This window comes from Actinosynnema sp. NPDC023794, assembly GCF_040639675.1.
GTDB lineage: Bacteria > Actinomycetota > Actinomycetes > Mycobacteriales > Pseudonocardiaceae > Actinosynnema > Actinosynnema luteola.
The window spans coordinates 1-20,029 of the sequence record NZ_JBFAFR010000038.1 but is presented as its reverse complement, the minus strand read 5'-3'; the positions used below and the strand labels follow the sequence as shown (position 1 = coordinate 20,029).

20 protein-coding genes and 1 pseudogene are annotated in these 20,029 nt (G+C 71.5%); 9 read left to right on the top strand and 12 right to left on the bottom strand.

Annotated elements, in window-relative coordinates; all coding sequences use genetic code 11:
• Positions 1 to 49 precede the first annotated feature (49 nt).
• A complete protein-coding gene (locus AB0H12_RS39920) occupies positions 50 to 1,057 on the bottom strand; it encodes a TerC/Alx family metal homeostasis membrane protein (RefSeq protein ID WP_499630329.1) in 1,008 nt (335 codons plus the stop codon).
• Between the two features lie 163 nt (positions 1,058 to 1,220).
• The gene (locus AB0H12_RS39915; RefSeq protein ID WP_499630327.1) at positions 1,221 to 1,808 is read right to left on the bottom strand and encodes a helix-turn-helix domain-containing protein; all 588 of its coding nucleotides are present in this window, start codon (positions 1,806 to 1,808) and stop codon (positions 1,221 to 1,223) included.
• A gap of 21 nt (positions 1,809 to 1,829) precedes the next feature.
• Between AB0H12_RS39915 and AB0H12_RS39910 the strand changes: the two genes are divergently transcribed.
• Together AB0H12_RS39910 and AB0H12_RS39905 are read left to right on the top strand one after the other, a co-directional pair.
• Positions 1,830 to 2,354 carry a GNAT family N-acetyltransferase gene (locus AB0H12_RS39910; protein ID WP_499630326.1) on the top strand — a complete coding sequence of 175 codons (525 nt, stop codon included), beginning with the start codon at positions 1,830 to 1,832 and terminating at the stop codon, positions 2,352 to 2,354.
• 265 nt (positions 2,355 to 2,619) lie between these two features.
• Positions 2,620 to 3,207, top strand: a complete 588-nt coding sequence (locus tag AB0H12_RS39905; protein WP_499630324.1) for a DUF1349 domain-containing protein — start codon at positions 2,620 to 2,622, stop codon at positions 3,205 to 3,207.
• 166 nt (positions 3,208 to 3,373) lie between these two features.
• On the opposite strand, the gene AB0H12_RS39900 is transcribed toward AB0H12_RS39905, so the two are convergent.
• From AB0H12_RS39900 to AB0H12_RS39880, 5 genes are all read right to left on the bottom strand, one after another.
• Positions 3,374 to 4,855, bottom strand: a complete 1,482-nt coding sequence (locus AB0H12_RS39900) for a glycoside hydrolase family 130 protein (protein WP_499630322.1) — start codon at positions 4,853 to 4,855, stop codon at positions 3,374 to 3,376.
• Complete coding sequence (locus tag AB0H12_RS39895; protein WP_499630321.1) at positions 4,852 to 5,862, bottom strand: hypothetical protein; 1,011 nt, start codon at positions 5,860 to 5,862, stop codon at positions 4,852 to 4,854. The genes AB0H12_RS39900 and AB0H12_RS39895 overlap by 4 nt, the downstream gene beginning before the upstream one ends.
• Positions 5,859 to 6,992 carry a glycosyltransferase gene (locus tag AB0H12_RS39890; protein ID WP_499630320.1) on the bottom strand — a complete coding sequence of 378 codons (1,134 nt, stop codon included), beginning with the start codon at positions 6,990 to 6,992 and terminating at the stop codon, positions 5,859 to 5,861. Before AB0H12_RS39890 ends, AB0H12_RS39895 begins: the two co-directional genes overlap by 4 nt.
• A gap of 152 nt (positions 6,993 to 7,144) precedes the next feature.
• Positions 7,145 to 7,300 (bottom strand): DUF6307 family protein, encoded by a 156-nt coding sequence (locus AB0H12_RS39885; protein ID WP_499630319.1) that lies wholly within the window; start codon positions 7,298 to 7,300, stop codon positions 7,145 to 7,147.
• On the bottom strand, positions 7,297 to 7,851 hold the full coding sequence (locus AB0H12_RS39880; RefSeq protein ID WP_499630318.1) for a DUF5994 family protein: 555 nt from the start codon (positions 7,849 to 7,851) through the stop codon (positions 7,297 to 7,299). The genes AB0H12_RS39885 and AB0H12_RS39880 overlap by 4 nt, the downstream gene beginning before the upstream one ends.
• A 427-nt stretch (positions 7,852 to 8,278) precedes the next feature.
• Between AB0H12_RS39880 and AB0H12_RS39875 the strand changes: the two genes are divergently transcribed.
• Both AB0H12_RS39875 and AB0H12_RS39870 read left to right on the top strand, forming a co-directional pair.
• Positions 8,279 to 9,226: an acyl-CoA desaturase gene (locus tag AB0H12_RS39875; protein ID WP_499630317.1), complete on the top strand. Its 948-nt coding sequence runs from the start codon at positions 8,279 to 8,281 to the stop codon at positions 9,224 to 9,226.
• A gap of 69 nt (positions 9,227 to 9,295) precedes the next feature.
• Entirely contained in the window at positions 9,296 to 9,679 is a 384-nt protein-coding gene (locus AB0H12_RS39870) for an HPF/RaiA family ribosome-associated protein (RefSeq protein ID WP_499630316.1), read from the top strand.
• Positions 9,680 to 9,903: 224 nt separating this feature from the next.
• Here AB0H12_RS39870 and AB0H12_RS39865 read toward each other — a convergent pair whose 3' ends face one another.
• On the bottom strand, positions 9,904 to 10,767 hold the full coding sequence (locus AB0H12_RS39865; protein ID WP_499630315.1) for a hypothetical protein: 864 nt from the start codon (positions 10,765 to 10,767) through the stop codon (positions 9,904 to 9,906).
• 955 nt (positions 10,768 to 11,722) lie between these two features.
• On the opposite strand from AB0H12_RS39865, the gene AB0H12_RS39860 reads away from it, so the two are divergent.
• The 3 genes from AB0H12_RS39860 to AB0H12_RS39850 all read left to right on the top strand — a co-directional run bounded on the left by AB0H12_RS39860 (position 11,723) and on the right by AB0H12_RS39850 (position 14,858).
• Positions 11,723 to 13,036 carry a hypothetical protein gene (locus AB0H12_RS39860; protein ID WP_499630314.1) on the top strand — a complete coding sequence of 438 codons (1,314 nt, stop codon included), beginning with the start codon at positions 11,723 to 11,725 and terminating at the stop codon, positions 13,034 to 13,036.
• 216 nt (positions 13,037 to 13,252) lie between these two features.
• Positions 13,253 to 13,720: a calcium-binding protein gene (locus AB0H12_RS39855; RefSeq protein WP_499630313.1), complete on the top strand. Its 468-nt coding sequence runs from the start codon at positions 13,253 to 13,255 to the stop codon at positions 13,718 to 13,720.
• Positions 13,721 to 14,093: 373 nt separating this feature from the next.
• On the top strand, positions 14,094 to 14,858 hold the full coding sequence (locus AB0H12_RS39850; RefSeq protein WP_499630312.1) for an AfsR/SARP family transcriptional regulator: 765 nt from the start codon (positions 14,094 to 14,096) through the stop codon (positions 14,856 to 14,858).
• A 21-nt stretch (positions 14,859 to 14,879) separates the two neighbouring features.
• Here AB0H12_RS39850 and AB0H12_RS39845 read toward each other — a convergent pair whose 3' ends face one another.
• The 3 genes and pseudogenes from AB0H12_RS39845 to AB0H12_RS39835 all read right to left on the bottom strand — a co-directional run bounded on the left by AB0H12_RS39845 (position 14,880) and on the right by AB0H12_RS39835 (position 17,147).
• Entirely contained in the window at positions 14,880 to 15,626 is a 747-nt protein-coding gene (locus AB0H12_RS39845) for a GAF and ANTAR domain-containing protein (protein WP_499630310.1), read from the bottom strand.
• A 57-nt stretch (positions 15,627 to 15,683) separates the two neighbouring features.
• Positions 15,684 to 16,403, bottom strand: a complete 720-nt coding sequence (locus tag AB0H12_RS39840) for a GAF and ANTAR domain-containing protein (RefSeq protein ID WP_499630308.1) — start codon at positions 16,401 to 16,403, stop codon at positions 15,684 to 15,686.
• A gap of 337 nt (positions 16,404 to 16,740) precedes the next feature.
• Positions 16,741 to 17,147 (bottom strand): annotated as a pseudogene (locus AB0H12_RS39835) (DUF5994 family protein).
• A gap of 360 nt (positions 17,148 to 17,507) precedes the next feature.
• Between AB0H12_RS39835 and AB0H12_RS39830 the strand changes: the two are divergent.
• A complete protein-coding gene (locus tag AB0H12_RS39830) occupies positions 17,508 to 17,987 on the top strand; it encodes an STAS domain-containing protein (RefSeq protein WP_499630306.1) in 480 nt (159 codons plus the stop codon).
• Here AB0H12_RS39830 and AB0H12_RS39825 read toward each other — a convergent pair.
• On the bottom strand, positions 17,955 to 18,185 hold the full coding sequence (locus AB0H12_RS39825; protein WP_499630304.1) for an RGCVC family protein: 231 nt from the start codon (positions 18,183 to 18,185) through the stop codon (positions 17,955 to 17,957). The two genes, AB0H12_RS39830 and AB0H12_RS39825, sit on opposite strands and share 33 nt — an antisense overlap.
• Before the next feature lie 679 nt (positions 18,186 to 18,864).
• Here AB0H12_RS39825 and AB0H12_RS39820 point away from each other — a divergent pair.
• Positions 18,865 to 19,917: a fatty acid desaturase family protein gene (locus AB0H12_RS39820; protein ID WP_499630303.1), complete on the top strand. Its 1,053-nt coding sequence runs from the start codon at positions 18,865 to 18,867 to the stop codon at positions 19,915 to 19,917.
• The last annotated feature ends 112 nt before the right edge of the window (positions 19,918 to 20,029 follow it).

Below are 20,029 nucleotides of genomic sequence, written 5' to 3'. Positions count from 1 at the left end.
GGCTGCACGCGGCAACGGCCGACGCGTCGGCTGCCCCGGTGGCGTGGCCTCACCGTTCGCGTTCGCGGGCCTCGTCCGGATGGGCCCGCAGGGAGCCGGCGTGTGCCTTGGCCGACGGGTCGCGGCTGGTCTTGACCAGGCTGGCCACGGTCACCACCAGCAGGACGACCACGATCACGCCGAGGCTGACCGGGGTCGGGATCTCGGGCACCCGCTCGTCGATGTCGACGTGGGCCCAGTGCAGGATCAGCTTGACGCCGATGAACGCCAGGATCAGCGCGAGCCCGGCCGAGAGGTACACCAGTCTGTCGAGGAGGCCCTTGACCAGGAAGAACAACGCCCGCAGGCCGAGCAGGGCGAACGCGTTCGCGGTGAAGACGATGTAGGGCTCCTCGGTCACGCCGAAGACCGCGGGGATGGAGTCCAGCGCGAACAGCAGGTCGACACCGCCGATGGCCACCAGCACGACGAACAGCGGAGTGGCCACGTGCTTGCCGTCGATCCGGGTGAGGATCTTGCCGCCGACGTAGTCGTCGGTCAGCGGCAGGATCCGGCGCGCGGTTTTGACCACCACGTTGTTCTCGATGTCGGGGTCCTCGTCGCGGTGCCGGAACAGCTGCACCGCGGTGAAGATGAGCAGCAAGCCGAACAGCAGGAACATGAACGAGAACAGCGCCAGCAGGGTGGCCCCGACCGCGATGAACACCGCGCGCATGAGCAGCGCGAGGATGATCCCGAAGGTGAGCACCTTGTGCTGGTGCTCCTCGGGCACCGCGAAGGTGGTCATGATGATGACGAAGACGAAGAGGTTGTCGACCGACAGGCTCTTCTCGACGATGTAGCCGGCGAAGTACTCCGTCCCGAACCCGCTGCCGTGCGCGGACCAGAACCAGATGCCGAACCCGACGGCGACGAGGATGTAGAAGGTCGACCAGAGGCTCGCTTCCCGGAACCCGACCCGGTGTGGCCGTGCGGCGGCGAGGACCAGGTCCACCGCGAGCAGCAGCACGATCAGTGCGAGGGTGACCGTCCACGTCAGACCGCTGATCTGCAGCATGGGTCCACAGTAGACCAGACCTGTCCGGGTCGGACTCGTCACAGCGGATCACTGCTCGGCGCCGCTGAGCCGCACGCCTCGACGATCGAGCCGGGTCTTCGCGGATGGCGCGGCGGTGGTGGCCGCGTGGAGCTCCGTGGTCCTCGTCGGCTCGGGGGTCGGGTCAGGGGAGGACGATCGTGAGCGCGTAGCGGGCCGGGTCGGGGCCGGGGCAGCGCCACCGGGAGCCGCCCCAGAGCCGGAAGCGCAGGCAGTCCCCGGTCCGGGCCTCGTGCGCCGTGCCGTCGACGGTGACCTCCAGCGCGCCGTCCAGGATCCAGACGTGGTGTTCCAGGCCCGGTACGGGCGAGCCGTCGTAGGCGATGTCCGCGCCGGGTCGCAGGGTGACCTCGATGACCTCGCCGCGCAGTCCGGCTGACGGCGGCGACACGGACCTGCGGGTGATCCCGGCGTCGTCGTCCCGCCACACGGCCTGCCGGTCGGCCGGCACCAGCGGCGAGGGTGCCGGTTCCACCTCGGCCAGCAGCCGTGACATCGTCAGCTGGTAGGTCGCGCACAGCTTGCCCAGCAGCGCCGTGGTGGGGCTGATCTCCGCGCGTTCCAGTCGGGACAGCGTCGATCGGCTGACTCCGGCGCGTTGGGCCAGGTCCTCCAGCGACCACGCCCGTTCGGTGCGCAGCTCGGCGAGCCGGGCGGCCAGGCGCAGCTCCAGCGGGTTGTCGTGGCCGGCGCCACCTTCCTGGTGTCCCATATAGGGGATACTATCCCGGATATGGGACACCACGACGCGCTGCCGGGAACGCCGGCCGTGCTCGCGTTGACGATCGAACCCGACGACCTCACCCGCGAGCCGGTTCGAGACCTGATCACCGAGCACCTCGCCGACATGTACGCGACCTCGCCCGCCGAGAGCGTGTACGCCCTGGACCACGCGGGACTGCGCGAGACCGGGGTGTCGTTCTGGACGTCGTGGAGCGAGGGGGTCCTGCTCGGGTGCGCCGCGCTGAAGGAGCTCTCCCCGTCCGAGGGGGAGATCAAGGCGATGCGGACCCGGCCGGAGGCCCGTGGCCGTGGTGTGGCCGCGCACATGCTCGCCTTCCTGATCGGGGAGTCCCGCGGGCGCGGCTACCGCAGGGTCAGCCTGGAGACGGGCAGCCAGGACTTCTTCGCGCCGGCCCGCCGCCTCTACGCCCGGCACGGATTCGTGTCGTGCCCGCCGTTCGCGGACTACCGCCCGGATCCGACGAGTGTGTTCATGGCGCTCGACCTCACTGTCACGACACCCACCGAGGACTGACGCGTGAGCTCGCGTCGAATGATCACCGGCGTGGGCTCCGAGAAGGTGGTGGTCGCCGCCGCGGCGGACTCGGGCGCGAGGCTGTTGCTGTTCCCCGAGTTTTTGTCGTTGACCGGTTGCGACCTGGACCGCCTCGGCGATCCGGCGTGCTGGGTCACCCCGGTGTCCCGAGGCACATGGTCGGTTCGGTCGAGGTCGTCGGGTTGGCGGCCCTGCCGGACCGGTTGCGGCACTGGAATCGTAGAATCGGCACTCAGGAGGTTCCGTGTTCACGCTCGGCCGGTCGTCGTTCGCCTGGGACGTCGAGCCCGCATCGTGGGAAGTCGTCGACGACGTCCTGACGGCGGTCGCGGCAGCCGAGACCGACATCTTCCGCAGTCCCCTCGGGCCGCAGGTGAAGGACAACGCCGCGCGGGCGCTCACCGACCCGCCGCGCGGTGACTGGCAGTTGCGGGCTCGACTGAGGGTCGACTTCCACGCCGACTGGGACGCCGGGGCGTTGTTCCTCTGGAGCGGCGAGCACACCTGGGCGAAGGTGAACCTGGAGTTGGCCCCCGGTGGGACGCCCTCGATCTTCTCGGTGGTCACCCGCGACGGCCGGTCGGACGACGCCGTGGGGGCGGCGGTCGCGGGCGACACCGCGTGGTTGCGGATCAGCAGCCTCGACGGCGGGTACGCCTTCCACTCGTCGGCCGACGGGGTGACGTGGCGGTTGGAGCGGCAGTTCGCCCTGGACGGCGACGTGCGCGTCGGGTTGGAGGTCCAGTCACCGGTCGGCGCGGGCTGCGAGGTGGTCTTCGACCACGTGGAGCTGACGGAGAGCCGGCTGCCGCACCTGTTCGACGGCCGCTGAACCCCCTTCCTTCCCAGCGCGGGTCTCGAGCCGGTCATTCGCCCGCGCCCCGCAGGCGGCGCTCAGGGACCTGGCACGTCCCGCCGCAGCGGACCGTTCGGAGTCGTCGTGCCGAGATCTCGTGCGCCGACCCGTCGCTGGAAGCGGTTGGTCCGTCGGTGGGCCGTCAGCGGGACCCGGCTCGGCGTCCGGTCAAGGCGGCCACCAGGTCGGGCAGGGACGCGGTCGCCAGCCCGATGGTCGAGTCGCTCGCGCCGTAGGGGATCACCAGCGTGTCGCCGTGCCGCAGGCTGCCGCATGAGTAGACGACGTTGGGCACGTAGCCGTCGCGTTCGTCGGCCGTGGGCAGCAGCAGCGGTTCGGGCAGGCTCGCCAACACCCGTTCCGGGTGGTCCAGGTCGAGCAGCATCGCGCCCATCGAGTAGACCCGCATCGGGCCGACCCCGTGGGTCAGCACGAGCCAGCCCTCGGGGGTTTCGATCGGCGAGCCGCAGTTGCCGACCTGGACGAGGTCCCAGTCCTCGCCGGGACCTTCGACGGGTCGCGGATCGTTCCAGTTCCCGATGTGGTCGGAAGCCACCACGGCCGTGCTCTCCCCGTCGCCGCGCGACAGCGCGAAGAACCGGCCCCCGATCTTCCTGGGGAACAGCGCCATGCCCTTGTTGCGCGCGGCCGAGCCGGTCATCTGCGTGACCCGGAAGGTGCGGAAGTCGTCGGTCTGCAGCAGCTGCGGCGCGACATCGGTGCCGTCGTACGCCGTGTAGGTGGCGTAGTAGGTCTGGCCGCCGTCGTCATCGGTGAAGCGCACGAACCTGGCGTCCTCCATACCCTGGCGCTCCGACGGACCGGTGGGCCAGAGCACTCGGCCGCTGACGTCGGTGTCGTCGGGGAACTCCGAGGTGTAGTTGCACGCGGCGATCCACCGGATCAGCTCGACGGTCCGGTGCGCCTCCTGACGGGCGACCAGCCGCGGGTGGAGGTCGGCCAGCACCCGGTCCAGTTCGGCGTCGGTGAACCGCGTGGGCAACCACCGGTTCAGCACGGCGGAGACCTCGTCGTCGTGGCCGAGCTCGGCGAGCTTGGTCAGGAAGAGGGTCTTCTCGTACGCCGAGTCCCGGCGCAGTCCCGTGGTGACGACTTCCCGGGGTGGCTCGACGGTGAGCGCGCCGCCGGGCCCGACCACGCCGGTCCGGAAGCCGATCGACGACAGGTGGCCCTCGCCGATCCCGCGGACGCTCAGCACGAACTTCACGTGCCCCGGCTCCACCCCGTGCTGATCCGGGTGCGCGACCATGGACGGGTTGCACAGCGCGGCGCCCTCGACGGCGTACTCGTGCGTGAAGTACGCGCCGATGAGCAGGCGACGGGACTCGGACAGCTCGACGCCGGAGGGGAGGCGGTGGCTGACGCTCGCGAAGTGGTCGGCGAAGGTCGCCCGGACGTCGCGGTGCCGACCCTCGAACAGGTGGAGCGTGCGGGTCAGCGCCGCGCACGCGGTCTCCTCGTGGAGCGCCAGCACCCGCCGGATCACGGCAGCGGACCTCGACTCGTGCTCGGGCCGTTCCTCTCCGGGGACGAACATCTTGGTGATGACCCGGCGGGGGTCCGGCCGCAACCGCGGCGAGGCGCGGGTGACGATGGCCCTCACCCAGTGCTCCCCAGCAGGGTGCGGCCGTGTTGCAGCGTGGAGATCAGCGCCAGGGTCGACTCGGCGCCCTGGTTGCGGTTGCACCCTTCGCGTCCCAGTCCGTCGAGACCACCACCGGTCTCCGGATCACGCAGTGGCACGCCGATGTCGTTGTCGCCCTCGAACCACGCGACCGCACGGCGCACGCCGGTGAGCCACATCCGGTCGCCGGTCACCACGTGGGCGCGCGCGCAAGCGTCGGCGAGCGCCGCGACCTCGATGGGTTGCTGGTCGAACGCCGGACGGGGTTCGCCGACGCGCCAACCGCCGGCCGGGGTCGGCGAGAGGTGACCGTCGCGCGATTCGATGATCAGCAACCAGTCCAGCAGTCGCAGGCCGTCCTCGCGGATCTTGTGGTTCTCCAGGAGGTCGCCCGCCGCGATCAGCGCCTCGGGCAGCGCGGCGTTGGCGTAGAACAACCGCCGCTCGGGCCAGCGCCAGTTTGGGACCTCGCTCGGTTCGCCCACGTGCGCCGCGACGTCGCCGAGCAGTTTCGCCGCGAGGGCGTGGTCGGGATCGACGCTCAGCACCTCGGCGGCGCCCAGTGCGGCGAAGGCCATCGAGCGCACCGACGGCGGTCGGTGGTGGGCGCTCACCTCGAAGCGGGCCAGGGCAGCCGTGCGGATCCAAGGCACGTGGCAGCGAGCCGCGGCGGTGCCCAGCCCCCACAGCGCGCGTCCCCACCAGTCGCCCAGCCCCGGCTCGTCCCGCCACTCGCGGTCGGGACCGAGCCGGTTGTGGAACCGCCCGTCATCGACCTGCGCGTGTGCGGTGAAGGCGAGGTAGCGCTCCACCAGCACGACCAGGTCGGCGGGCAGCTCCGGCTCGCGGCACAGGACGACCAGGCCGCGGGCGACGTCGTCCAGGCAGTAGCCGTGCTCCCTGCGGGGCAGCGGCCCGTCGGCGTGCTCGTGCAGACCCGTGTCGTCGCTGAGCCGGAGCAGGTGGGCGAAGCTCGGGCCGGTCACGTGGTCACGACGACGCGGGCGGCGAGCAGGCTTTCCGCCAAGCCCCGGTACCGGTTCGCGACCGCGGTCCAGCTCAGCTCGGGAGCGAGGCTCGCCGCGCGGTCGCTCATCCCGGCCGCGAGTCCCGGTTCGGTCAGCACCCGCCGCAGGGCCGCGGCGATGGCGGCCGGATCGCGGTGGGGCACCAGCAGGCCCGCACCGTCCGCCAGCAGTTCGACGGCGTGCGGGAACCCGGTCGCGACCACCGGCTTGCGAGCGGCCAGGGCTTCGACGAGCACCCCGGAGGTGACCTGCTCGGACGAGTCGTAGGGCAGCAGGACGACATCAGCCTGACCGACCAGCTCCGCCAGCGCGTCCACGTCGCGGTAGATCGGGTCGAACTCGACCAGGTCCGTGACGCCGTACGTGGCTGCGCGGTTGCGCAGGTTCCTGCGGTAGGTCTCGCCCTCGTGCGCCAGCACCTTGGGATGGGTCTGGCCGGCCACCAGGTAACGCGGCTTCAGGTCGCGCAGCGCACCCAGTGCGGAGATGCCCCACTCGATGCCCTTGCCACGGCCCAGGAGACCCCAGGTGAGGATCAGCGGCCGGTCGGTGGACGGTTCGCGGGCCGGTGGCTCGACGGGCAGCGCGCCGTGCGGGATCACGACGACCTCGTCGGGCCGCTCGACGGTGTAGCCGTCCACGAGTCGGCGGCGCGCGGCCTCGGACATGGTCACCACCGCGTGGGCGTGGCCGACGACCTCGTCGAGCACCTGCCGTTGGCCGGGCGAGGGCATGGTGAGCACCGTGTGCAGCACGACGATCACCGGCACCCTCAGGCGGGCGAGCACGCCCAGCACGTCCTCACCGTCGCGGCCTGCGTAGATCCCGTACTCGTGCTGCACCACGACCACGTCGCACCCGTTGAGGACCTCGGCCGCGGCTTCGACCGCGCCGGGAACCATCCGGTGCACCACCGCCGTCCCGTCGGCGACCGCGGGTTCGTCGTCCGGTCCCGCGAGGACGCGGACCACCCTGCCCCCGCCACCCGGCGTCACCGCCGTGAGGTGGTGCAGCAGGGCGGCGGTGAACGTGGCCAGTCCGCATTGGGTGGGCGGGTACGTGCTCAGGAATCCGTAGGTGCGGGACATGCAGGCCTTTCAGGTCAGGCGGAACGCGGGCCTGCGCCGCACGGCGGGACCACGCCGTGCGGTGCGGTCGGGGAGTGCTGCCGGTGAGGGCGTCGCGTCACCGCCGGGCAGGATCGGGAGCCCTTTGCGGCGTGGACGGCCGTCGGGGTCCGTCAGCGGACCTTCTCCGGGATGCGGTCCAGCGCGTGCAGGACGTGCACAGCGAGACCCCGTGCGTCCTTCCGGCTGAGCGCGGAGTGCGCTGACAGCACTTCCTGCACCAGTTCGACCCTGCGCTCGTACGCGGACAGGTAGGTCGGTGTCGTCATGAGGTGCGCCTGCTCGTCTGCTCGGGGACTCGGCCGCCGTCCGCTTCCCAGCCCAGGAGTGCGATGTGGGCCGGGTCGGTCGCCTGCCGTGTCGGTGCGGTTGTGCTGACCCCTGCGGTGAGCAGGTCGTGCACGGTCTGGACGTTGTCGCGATCCGCCGCGAGCGCCATGGTGCGGTGCGCCGCGACCGGGTCGGTGTCCGACGGCACGACGAGCAGCGTGAGGCGGTGCCTGTCCGCTGCGACCAGGTCGACGGTGTGGGCGGGTCGCGAGGTGAACCCGTCGAGCCGGACCTGACCGCTGTCGGCGGTGACGCGGCGCGGCGCGGTGCTCCACTCGGAGAGGTTGTAGCTCACCCGCATGACGTCGCCCAGCCGAACCACCAGCACCGCGAGCAACGCGGGGAGTTCGGCGACGAGGTCCCGGGAACGCGGCCACCAAGCGCCGTCGACGTGCCCCGCGGTGGAGGCATTCGGCCGCAGCCGCAGTCGCCGGGGGTGCGCGGGCTGCTCGGTGACAGCGGTGATGAGAGGGTGGGGTGCCGACGTCACGTCGGACTCCCGTCTCCAGCCGGGAAAAGGCCGGTTTCAGTTTTCACCGAGTACGACATGGGCTTGACCGCCCAGGTGCGGGATGTTCTCGACAACTCCACCCTACACTCATTTTGGCATGATCGATCGGAATGGTGTCGAGCGATTTCCGGCTGGTGCCGGTCACGGTCGAAGAATATCTGGAAGATTGCCGGCGATTTCGGCCCTGCCGGGGTGGTGACCCTTCAACGGGTCGGTGGTCGCCAGACGGCACAGCCTGCTCGAAGATCGAGAGCGCCGGTGCCGCCACGCGGGTTTGCCGACGTCGTGCCACGGGTACCCGACCGGTGTGATCCGGGGCTGCCTGTCGCGGCACCCGCCCAACCCCCACACCGATCGCCCCGGACCCCGGCGACGGAGAACAATGCCGTTGCCGGAGGTACGAAACATGAGCACGAAAGTCCGATCGGACGTCCTGCGAGCCGATACAGCGCCGCAGCCCGTGCTGGCCGGGGTGAAGTCACCGGCCGAGATGTTCCTGGTCAAGTTGTTCGCGGTGATCCCGGCGCTGGCGCTCGCCGCGGCGGTTCCGCTGGTGTGGGGCTGGGGTCTGGGTTGGGTCGACATCGGCCTCGCCGTCTTCTTCTACACCCTCACCTGCCTCGGGGTGACGATCGGGTTCCACCGCTATTTCACCCACGGCGCGTTCAGGGCCAACCGCGGGCTGAGGATCGCGCTCGCGGTGGTCGGCAGCATGGCCATGCAGGGCCCGGTCATCGGCTGGGTCGCCGACCACCGCAGGCACCACGCCTACGCCGACCGCGAAGGCGACCCCCACTCCCCGTGGCTCTTCGGGACGTCGGCAGGCGCGCTGGCCAAAGGTTTCTGGCACGCCCACATGGGCTGGCTGTTCGAGCGGGAGCTGACGAACGCCGCCCGCTTCGCCCCCGACCTGCTCGCCGACGAGGACATCCAGCGCGTCAACCGCTGGTTCCCCGCGCTGACCGTGGTGACGCTGCTCGCGCCCGGGCTCGCCGGGGGCCTCATCACGTGGAGCTGGTGGGGTGCGCTGACCGGGTTCTTCTGGGCCGGCCTGGTGCGCGTCGCCGTGCTGCACCACGTCACGTGGTCGGTGAACTCGATCTGCCACATGATCGGTGACCGCCCCTTCGCCTCGCGCGACAAGTCCGCCAACTTCTGGCCGCTGGCGATCCTGTCGATGGGCGAGTCCTGGCACAACTCCCACCACGCCGACCCCACCTGCGCCCGCCACGGCGTGCGACGCGGCCAGATCGACATCTCCGCGCGGCTGATCCGGGTCTTCGAGGTGTTCGGCTGGGCCACCAACGTCCGCTGGCCGCGGCCGGAGCGGCTGGCCCGGACCCACAAGGCCTGACAACCGCGGTCCGGTGCGGACCGGTTCCCCGGTCGACGCCGACCGCATTCCACAAAGGACGGACAGTGCATGCATGACGCCCCCGAAGGCGCGACGGTCATCGTTCAGCGCCTTCAGCTCGCGACCGGTTTCCTCGCGTCCGAGCACGACTGGGTCTCGGGACACCTGGCCTCCCTCGGATCGCGGTTGCGGTCGTTCCGGGCCGATCAGGTCGACCTGGAGATCAGCCTGAAGGACCGCCAGGGCGCCGAGCAGCGGGTCACCCTGGAGTGCTGGATCAACCGGAGCCCTCGCCTGCACCTCGTCGCCACGTCCTCGAAGCGGGACTTGCCCGCGGCGCTGAGCGAGGTCCGCGACGAGTTGATCCGACAGGTCGACGAGGCCAAGACGCGCACCGAACCGCGCCACAACCGCGCGCTGAGGTCGGTGCCCACGCTGCCCGAGCACGACTAGGCGGCCACGAACGACCCTCCCCGCACCGGCCCCGGTCAGGACCTTGGCCAAGCGCTCGGTTGGCGTTGTCGCCGCCGTTTCGTGGGCCGGCTCGACGATCACGACTCGTTCCCCGACGGGGAAGAACCGCTCCCGGCACGACGCGGGCCGGGCGGGAGGCCGTCGATCGGCCTTTCCGCCCGGCCTCGGCCTGGCTCACTCACCCGGTGTGCCACCGGAAGCGGTCAGCCGGTGCAGTTGGGGACCGCGGGAGTGCTGCCGACGCAGTTGTTGGGGGTGTTGGCGGTGATGGGGGAGTCGGTGGTGGTCATGGTGCCGCCTCGGCGGTAGACGCCGCCGGACTGGCCCAGGGTTGACAGCGCGTGGTTGTCGGTCACGGCGGTCTGGGTGAGGGTGGTGGCGGTGGAGTTGATCGCGGAGATGCCGCCGCCGCGGCCGGCGCTGTTGCCGGTGATGAACAGCGGGCTGCCGGTCACGCCGGTGACGGTGAGGGTGCCGCGCAGGCCGTTGTAGAGGCCGCCGCCCTCGCCGAGCGGGGTGGTGTTGCCGGACACCGGGCTGTTGGTGAACGTCGCCGCGGGGGCCGTGCCCGACGGGGTGTCGACGTTGGCGAGGCCGCCGCCGTTGCCCGAGGCGGTGTTGCCGGTCAGGGTGCTGCCGGTGAGGGTGACCGCGCCGCGGTTGAGGATGCCGCCGCCGTGGCCGACGACGTTGCCGCGGGTGAACGCGACGCCGGTGGTGAGGGTGAGGCTGCCGGTCGGGCCGACCTCGGCGATCCGGAACAGCCCCAGCCGGGAGGCGTTGGTGACGGTGGCGGGCCCGATCATCTCGATCGGGGTGGTGATCACCGGTAGCGCGTTGGACGCGCCACCGTGCGCCGTGGTCATGCTGTAGGTGCAACCGCCCGCCAGGGCGAGGGTGTCGGCGGTGGTGGTGGAGTTGGCCAGGTTCACCGCCGCGACCAGTGCGTTCTCGCCGCACGCCACCGGAATGGTGATGGCCTGCGCCGGTGGTGTGACGGCGATCAGGCCCCCGGTCATGACGGTGGCGCCGATCAAGGCTTTGACGGTGGTGCGGATGTGTCGCATCGGAATTCATTTCCTGGAGCAGGATTGAGGGCGACCTGCGTGGCGCGGCGGAGCCGGTGCGTCCGGCATGCCCGGGCACCACCGCAATTCGAGTGGCTGGTGCTTCTCGCCCGTGCAAAAACCCCGGCTCGCCAAACACCTCTGCGATCTGCGCGGGAGGTGTTTCGCCACCGGGGTCCGGGGTAACAATGCCCAATCTATACCATCGGCCGAACGGGCGACTCCTTGTTCACCCGAACGGTCGTCGACGTCCCGACGGGACCGGCCCGCCGGCTCGCGTCGCCGCCCCTCCCCGTGTGGCGGGGCGGGCGGAAGGCGCGGCAGCGCGAGCGTAGCCGTGGACGGCGGTCGACAGCACGGCCGCCGCGAACCCGACGTACCGCGGGTCCGCGGGCCGGGCCGGTTCGGTGCAGACGACACCGGTGATCGCGGCGAAGTCGGTGGCGGCGAAGAACGCCGCCCCAGGCGGGCACGGGCTCGTCCGACGTCCGAATTGAGTCGTCCCGCGCGCGGGCCGACGAGACGACACGACGGTGGTTCACCGGGGTCCGGGCGAACGACCGGAACATCCCGCAGTCCCACAGCGGGGTGTGCGGCTGTTGACCGGTGGTGATCGGACCAACGCGCGATTCGGAACAGGTCGACCCGACCAGTGAGCCCATGACCTGTTGATCGGGTGATGGGCGGTATTCGTCCGCACGGATAGTCGGGAACAACCCTCCAACTGCGGACTCGTTCGCATTCAGGGGAGTGCGTATCGCATTCGGGTGACCGGCGGCGTTGTGCCTTTCGCTGGTTCCGGAGAGACGCGCACGCTGAGCCTTCGAGGGTGTTGGTCGTCCCGGTGCCCTCGTTCATCGGCACCGGATACGTGACCCCGGACCCCGGTCATCCGATCACCCCCCCGCGGGTCCGCGGCATCGGCTCGGACCCACCTCACGGGTGGAGATTGATCATGAAATTGAACTTGCGCACCGGCACGGCCGCGCGCTGGGGTCGCGTCCTGGTCGGGTTGGGCACGGTGGCCGGTTTCGCCTTGGTGGCTCCGGGCACGGCCCTGGCCCTCCCGGTCGGGTGCACCCAGACCGGCAACAACTTCGTCTGCACGGCGGGCATTCCCGCCGGCGACGTCCTCACCGGCACGTCGGCGAACAACACCATCACCATCACCGGCGGACCGGTGAACGGGACCGTCAACTCGCTCGCAGGCAACGACACCATCACCGTCACCGGAGTGGCGGGCGTCGCCGGCTCGAACGGCGCTCCCGGAGCGGACGGCACCGCGGGCACCCCGGCCGGCAGCGCCGGTGGCAACGGCGGCGTCGGCACCGGGGGCGGTGTCGCGGTGGGCGGCTCCGGGATCATCGACGGCGGCACGGGTACGGACAGCATCACCGTCACCGGTGGTGCGGGCGGCAACGGCGGCAACGGTGGCACCGGGGGGACCGGCCTCAACAGTGGTGCCGGTGGTGCCGGTGGCAACGGTGGCGTAGCCGGTGTCGGCGGTGCGGGCAACACCGGGACCATCCACGGTGGCACGGGCAACGACACCGTCAACGCGACCGGGGGCAGAGGCGGCAACGGCGGCCTCGGCGCGGTGGGCGGCAACGGCGGCCTCGTCGCGGGAGGCGCGGGCGCCGGTGGCATCGGTGGTGCTGCGGGTGTCGGCGGCGTCGGCAACTCCGGAACCGTCAACGGCGGCACCGACGCCGGTCTCGACACCGTCACCGCGACCGGTGGTGCGGGTGGATCCGGCGCCGCGGGTGGCGTCGGCGGCTGCGGCAGCGGCGGCGGAGCGGGTGGCGTCGGCGGAGCCGGGGGTGCGGGTGGCATCGGCAACAGCGGGACCGTCAACGGCGGCGCCGGAGTCGACACCTTGAAGGCCAACGGAGGCGTCGCCGGTGCCGGCGGCGTCGGTGGCAAGGGCGGCAACGGCATCAGCGCGACCCAGCCCGGTGGCGCTGGTGGTGTCGGGGGTGCGGGCGGCGCCGGTGGCGCCGGCAACTCGGGAGCCGTCAACGGCGAAGCGGGTGTCGACGTCATCACCGTCACCGGTGGCAACGGGGGTAACGGCGGTGCGGGCGGCAACGGCGGCACCGGGTGCAGCGGTCCCGGTGGCGCGGGCGGCCTCGGCGGCGCCGCGGGCGCGGGCGGCCCGGGCAACACCGGCACCGTCGAAGCCGGCACCACCGTGGTCAACGGCAGCAGCGGCTCCGTCGGCCCCAACGGCGCAGCCGGTGTCAACAACGGCGGGATCTGCTCCTGCTGATCGACCGCGGTCACGCGGAAGCACCCGGGCTCGCCGGCCACGCCGCCGCGAGCCCGGGCCCGACCGGCGCGACGCGCTAACGCCCCGCGCGCCGAACGTGACGAAGTGTCGACTCCGCCAGTCCTCGGCGGGCGCCGCGACGGCGTCACGCGCCGGTAACGCCCAAGGGAACACGCTGTGGTCATCCGGATTCCCGGAGACGAAGCGGAGGACGACATGCGAACTCGACAGCTCTACCCGATCCTGGCAGCGGGCGCCTTGGTCGTGGGCGGTTTCATGGGAACCGGCGTCGCCTCGGCGGCGGTCCCGTGCACCATCGGTCCCAACGTGACGCAGAACGACACCACGGTGTTCGGTTCCGGTGGGAACGACACGATCGACTGCACCAGCGCCAACCCGGGCAAGACCGTCTACGGCAGCGGTGGCAACGACACCATCACCGGCACCGCCTACATCGACACGATCTACGGCGGCGCGGGCGACGACACGCTCACCGGCCAGGTCGGCGACGACCTGCTCTACGGGGACCTCGGCACGGACACGCTGAACGGCTCCGCGGGCAACGACACGCTCAGCGGTCCGGGCACCGATGCCGCGCAGGACACCCTCAACGGCGGTGACAACACCGATTCCTGTGGACCCGTCGGCGTGCCGCCGGACCTCCGCAGCAGCTGCGAGTCGTAGCGCTCGGGCACCCACCGAGTGACGCGTGAACACGACAGACCGTCGACGACCCGGCCCCGGATGGGGACCGGGTCGCTCCTCGTGTCGTCCGGGCTCCGGCAGCGAACCCCCGAACGGGTGGTTTGAGGGGCGGCGCACCCTGCCTCACACAGGACGGATTCCAGCGGTGGCAAGGGTTTGACCCCCGAGTGGGGCCGCTCGCCCGTGCCCGCGCTGGTAAGCTGGTCCGCAGGACGTCAGTCGACGGTTCCACCGCAGCCGGCTCCGATTCGGCCGCGAGCGCGCAGCTCCGCGCACACCTGCAAGTCAAAGCCGAAAGGTCTTCCGTGATCATTCTTCCGGGCCTCTTCGACACAACCTCGACACCGGGCTCATGACCGCACTCGCGGCGCCGGGAGCGCGCTTCGCGTCCCACGGGCACCAAGCGGGTTTGCACGTCGCGCTCCTCGACGGGTTCCGGCTCACCGGGGGAGCCGACGCCATTCCGGTCCCGGGCGGAGCCGAGCGCCTGCTGGCGTTCATGGCGATGCGCCGGCGGGCGGTGGGGCGGCTGTTCGTGGCGAGTTCACTGTGGGGGGACGCCACCGAAGGCCACGCCTACGCGGCCCTGAGGTCGACGTTGATCCGCATGAACCGCGCTTGCCGGGACACGCTGCTGGTCACGCCGTCGAGCTTGGAGCTCGCGCCCGGTGTCTCGGTCGACCTGCGCGACGCCCAGGCGCTCGCCCACCGCCTGCTCGAAGCCGGTCCGCACGCCGTGGGGGACCTGAGCGTCGAGGCGGTCGCCACCCTGTCGTCGGAACTGCTGCCGCTCTGGTACGACGACTGGCTCGCCTTCGAGGTCGAGGACTGGCGCCAACTCCGGCTCCACGCGTTGGAGGCGGTGGTGGACGGTCTGGTGGAGGCGAGGCGCTTCGGAGATGCCACGGCAGCCGCGAGCGTGGTCGTCCGCGCCGACCCGTTGCGGGAGAGCGCGCAGACCGCCCTCATCCGCGTCCACCTGGCCGAGGGCAACCAGTCCGAGGCGGTGCACGCGTTCGACCGGTTCAGCCGCCTCCTCCACGTGGACCTGGGTCTGGCACCCACCCCGCAGCTCCGAGACCTGGTCGGCGGCCGGACGAGGCCACCGCGCCGCTGACCGGCCCGTGCCGCCGTCCGGTCAGCGTCGAAGCCGTCCGGTCCTGGCGGGCGCGTCGAGGAGTTGCGGCGTGTCGATGTCGCCCGCGACGACGTCGTGGGCGACGCCGCTCAGCTTGAGGTTGTGCCCTCGGGCATAGCTGCGCAGCGCGGCGAACGCGGTGTCCATGTCGACCTGGAGGCGTTCTGCCACCAGCCCCTTGGCCTGTTCGACGACCACCCGGCTGTTCAGCGCCGCTTGGAGCTGTTCGGTCAGCACCTGGTGGTGGTGGATCGAACGTTGTTGCAGCAGGCCGATGGTGGCGACGTCGACCAGCGCGGTGGCGGTGCGCAACGCGCCGGCGTCCAGCTCGCCGGGCCGGTTCCGGAAGAGGTTGAGCGCGCCGATCACCTCGCTGCGCAGGCGCATGGGCACGGCGTCCACGGCGGCGAACCCCGCCTCGGCGGCCACCGCGGTGAATCGCGGCCACCGCTCACCCGCCTCCGCCAGGTCGGGGTGGCTGACCCTGATGCCGGTGGCGAACGCGTCCAGGCAGGGTCCGTCGTCGTTCTGGAGCTGGAAGAGCTCCAGCAGCCGGGCCTGTTCGTTGGACGACGCGATCAGCTGCAACCTGCCCCGCTGGTCGGCCAGCAGCAGCCCCGCGGCGTCGACGTCGAGGAGTTCGACGCACCGGTCCACGAGCATGTGCAGGAAGTCGATGACGTCGAAGTCGTCGACCAGGGTGTCGGCCAACTCGACGAACGTGTCGACGAGACGGTCACCGTCCATCGCAGCCACCTCCGCTGGTGTGCTCAGAGCGCGGTCTTGTTCCGTACGTGTTCACTGTCATCCTCCGTCGCGGGCGAATCGCCGTCGGCGGGCCACGACGTCGGCCGCCAGCGCGCTCAGCGGCACCTGCTCGGCGAACGCCCGGGCGCGCAGGTGGGCGAACGCGTCGGCCATGCCCAGGTCCAGTTGCGCCGCGACCATCCCGGTGGCCTGGTGCACGTGGGGGTTGTGCAGGGGGAGGCCGTCCTCGGCGACGTCCGCCGGGCTCAGGTCGGCCTGCTCGTCCAGCAGCAGCCGCAGGGCCAGTTCCGCGAACGCCAGCGAGTCGGTGAGCGCCGCGGCGGCGAGGTGGCCGACGTCGAGCCGGTACAGCGACAGCACCCCGGCCCGGATCGCGCCGACGCACAGCGGGAGCGCGAACAGCGCGGCGGCTCCGGCTTCGACGGCCAGCGGCGCGAACATCGGCCACCGGGCCTGGCTGGACGGGGCGTCGAGATCGGCGACGAGCGCCGGTCCGCCTCCGCGCCAGACGTCGACGGCCGGTCCTTCGCCCACCGTCACCTGCAACTCGGCCAGGCGTTCACCCATCGCGTCCGTTGCGCACCTGACCTCCGGCCAGCCGGACGTGTCCACGGTGAGCACGGCGCCGCTGACACCCAGTCGCGCGACGGCGGCCTGGCAGAGGGCGCCGACCGAGACGGGCGTGCCCAGGTCGGCGGCCGCTTCTGCGATCCAGCGGCTCACCTGCGCCAACCGACTGGTGGTGTACCGGGCCATCCGGAGACCTCCCAGTCACCTGGTCGCAGGGCACGACCCGACCTCCCGCACCGTGGACCACGACCGTCCCACTCTACGCGCCGCAACCCCGCAACCCGCCGACCGGAGCGGGGCGCCGGAACTCTCACCCGAATGCGCGGCGAGGTCGTGCGACCCGCGCGGCCGGACGGCCGGCGAGGGCGATCAGCGCTGGGCGGGAGGCGGTCGCCGACGCCGGCTCACGTTCACCCGGACACGCCTGCGCCACAGCGGCGCGCGGGACGCGACGACGCCGATCGGTGAATCGGGCGCCGCCGCTGGAGGAGGCGTTGCCTCCGCCCCGACGGGGTGGGGGCGGTCACGACGCGGCCTCGTCCTCGTCCTCGTGAAGGAGCATGTCCCGTCGAGGGCCGCGCTCGACCGTCCGCCGGCCCGGGAGGGCGGCGGCGCGCATCGCGGCCCGTGCGGCGCCACCCGGTGTGGCCGGCGGGATCACCAGCAGCCGGGTCCGGACGCGGTCAGGTCCGACCATGGTGACCGTGTGCGGCTGCGTGGTGCGGCAACCTTCCATGCGCACCACCGTGCCGTGCACGGTGAGTTGCTGTCCGCGGCGTCCCACGCATCGAGGTCGTGGGAAACACGCTGCACGGGCAGCCCCGGGGCGGCCATGGCGGTGATCAGCGGGGGGAACTCGGTCGCCGGGTCGGTGGACCACGGCCACCAGCCACCGTCGACGGAGCCCGACTCGCCGGTGTGAGGTTTCACCGCCCACCGGCATCGAGGCCCTGTGGTCGGGCGGGTGGTGGGGGCCTGGCTGGTTCGAGGTCAACTCGGCGTTCCCGTCTCCGGCCGGACCGGCCGGAATCGCGGTGCGCCCAAGGCGGTGCCGGCTCGAATGCCGGCACTCGACGCGCCCCCGGTACTTCCCACATTACGCCGGTGAACGCCTCGAAAATATCTTCGAGGCGTTCGGCACGAGGTGCAGAAGAGTCCGGAGTGCTCGAAATTCATTCGGATGAGGTTGGAAACGCCTTGTGCGGGGATCTCGCCGGGCGATACGCTCGAAACCTGAAACTCGTCAGCCGCCCGGACCCCGCGGACGCCACGCTTCGGCGAGGAGAGCCCGTGAGTGCCGACGTCCGAAGTGCCGCTCGACCGCCGTTGCGGGAAGCCGTGGTCCCGTCGCCCGGCGAACTCCTGGCGGTCGCGGTGCGGTCGCTGTCGGCTCACGCCGTGCTGTGCGCGGTGTCCGGTGAAGTGGACCTCTCCACCGCGTCCCACCTGCGCAACCACCTCTTGGAGCAGATCAGTTCCCACGGTCCGGACGTGGTGGTCGACCTCAGCGAGGTGGGCTTCCTCGGCGCGGCCGGTCTCACCGTCCTGGTGGAAGCCAGGGCCGCGGCTGCGGCGTCCGGGGTGGGACTGCACGTCGTGGCACGGACCCGTCCGGTGCTGCGGCCGCTGGCCGTCACCGGACTGGACGTCGAGTTCAAGGTGTTTCCCCGAGTCGACGACGTGCCGTCACGGGGTCCCGCTGAGGCGTCCTCCGCGCGCCGAGGTCCAGCGCCGGCATCAGGCGCGGTCGCTGACGTTCCCCTGGCCTGACTTGCCGTAGGTCGCGCTGCTCGACTCGGTGGAGCACAGGCAACCCCGGTGCAGGTCGCCCGCCCGTGTCGCGGCGCAGAACCGCTGTGCGAGGGCGTCGTGGGCGTCCGCCGGATGCGGGCACGCGGGGCAGGACCCCTCGGCCTGCCTCGCGGCGTCGGGTGCCAGGGGGGCGATCGGCACGTGGGTCGTCGACATCGGTCCGTCCTTCGTGTGGTCGAGGCGTGGTGTCCGATGCGCTGCCGTCGCGGACGTGGGACCGCGGGCGGGAGGATTCCCCCGACTCGTTCTCCGGGAACACATCGAATGAGATCGACTTCGCCGGGGGCCGGGGCGACACCTCAAGGGTACTCCGAATACCGCGACCGATTATCGCCGGACGTCATTTCCGCCATTTCGCGGCGGGTCGTTGTCCGCCCGCCCGGTCGTCCGATCGGTGAGCAGCCGCTCCACTTGCGGAGACGAGCGGCCGGTGCGACCGTAGAGGTCCACCGCGGTGGCGCCCTGGGATTCAACGGCGTCGCCCGCCGTGGGACATCCCGCCCCGGACCCTGGCGGCCTGTGGACACACCAGGTGCGATCGGGGGTTTGCGGTGAACGGACCGGCATGTGCCGTGCGGCACACGGGGACGATTGTGGGAACCGGCCGACTGTCGGCCGCGTTGGCTCGATGACGGGCAAATCCGGTTGCTGCGCACCCGCCCACCGAAAACCCCTGGGCGTCCAACGGCCCGCAGTTCCGCGGGCGGCCTTGTGATCCTCGCGAACGGCCACGCCGGCCGACCCACCTCCCCCTCCCAGGCCCCACTCCACCCCCAGGTCGCGGACACCGGGGTAGTGGAGCGGACGCGTCCGTCCACCCGGAAAGCAGATGTCCATGACCTCCTCACCCACCGCCGAGGCACGACCTCCCGATGCCCGGCAGGGCAGTGACTTCGCCCGCTTGACGCGGCAGCTCAAGGACGCCGGCCTGCTGGACAGGCGCCGCGGGTACTACGCGACGAGGATGGCGATCAACGTCCTGCTGCTCGCGATGGCCGCAACGGCGATGGCGCTGCTGGGCGACTCGTGGTGGCAGGTGCTGACCGCGGTGCTCCTGGCCGTGGTCTTCACCCAGTTCGCCTTCATCGGCCACGACGCCGGGCACCGGCAGATCTTCCGCTCGCACCGCCACAACGACCTCGTGGGGCACCTGCACGGCGGTGTCACCGGGATCAGCTACCAGTGGTGGGTCGGCAAGCACAACCGCCACCACGCCAACCCCAACCACGAGGACCACGACCCCGACATCGAGATCCACGCCATCGCCTTCAGCCGTGAGCAGGCCGGCGACAAGCGCGGCCTGTACCGGTGGATCACCAAGTACCAGGCCTTCCTGTTCTTCCCGCTGCTGCTGGCCGAGGCGGTCGTGCTGCGGATCTCGGGTCTGCAGGCGCTGTGGCACGGCGAGCTCAAGCACCCCTGGCGGGAAGCCGCGTTGCAGCTCCTCCCGGCGGCGGCGTACCTGACGGCGGTGTTCCTGCTGCTGTCCCCGCTGAAGGCGGTCGTGTTCATCGCGGTCCACCAGGGCCTCATGGGCGTATACCTGGGCTGCTCCTTCGCCCCCAACCACAAGGGGATGCCCATCATCGCCAAGGGACAGCGCCTGGACCACCTGCGCAAGCAGGTCCTCACCTCGCGCAACGTCACGGGTGGCCGGTGGGTCGACGCGCTGCTCGGTGGCCTCAACCACCAGGTGGAGCACCACCTCTACCCGCACATGCCCCGCCCCAACCTCCGCCGCGCGCAGCCCGTCGTCGAGGACTTCTGCGCCCGCAACGGCATCCCCTACAGCAAGGCCGGCCTGCGGTCCTCCTACGCCCAAGTGCTGCGCCACCTGCACGACGCCGGCGCGCCCCTGCGCTCCGGGCACCGCGCGCCGTTGGGCTGAGAGCGGCGGACGCGAACTCCACCAGCGACCACGACCGGGGCCGGTGTGCCTGGCGATCGCCAGGGTCAGGCAGCTGACGCCGCCGTCGGTGGGCGCCTTGGCGATGACCGCG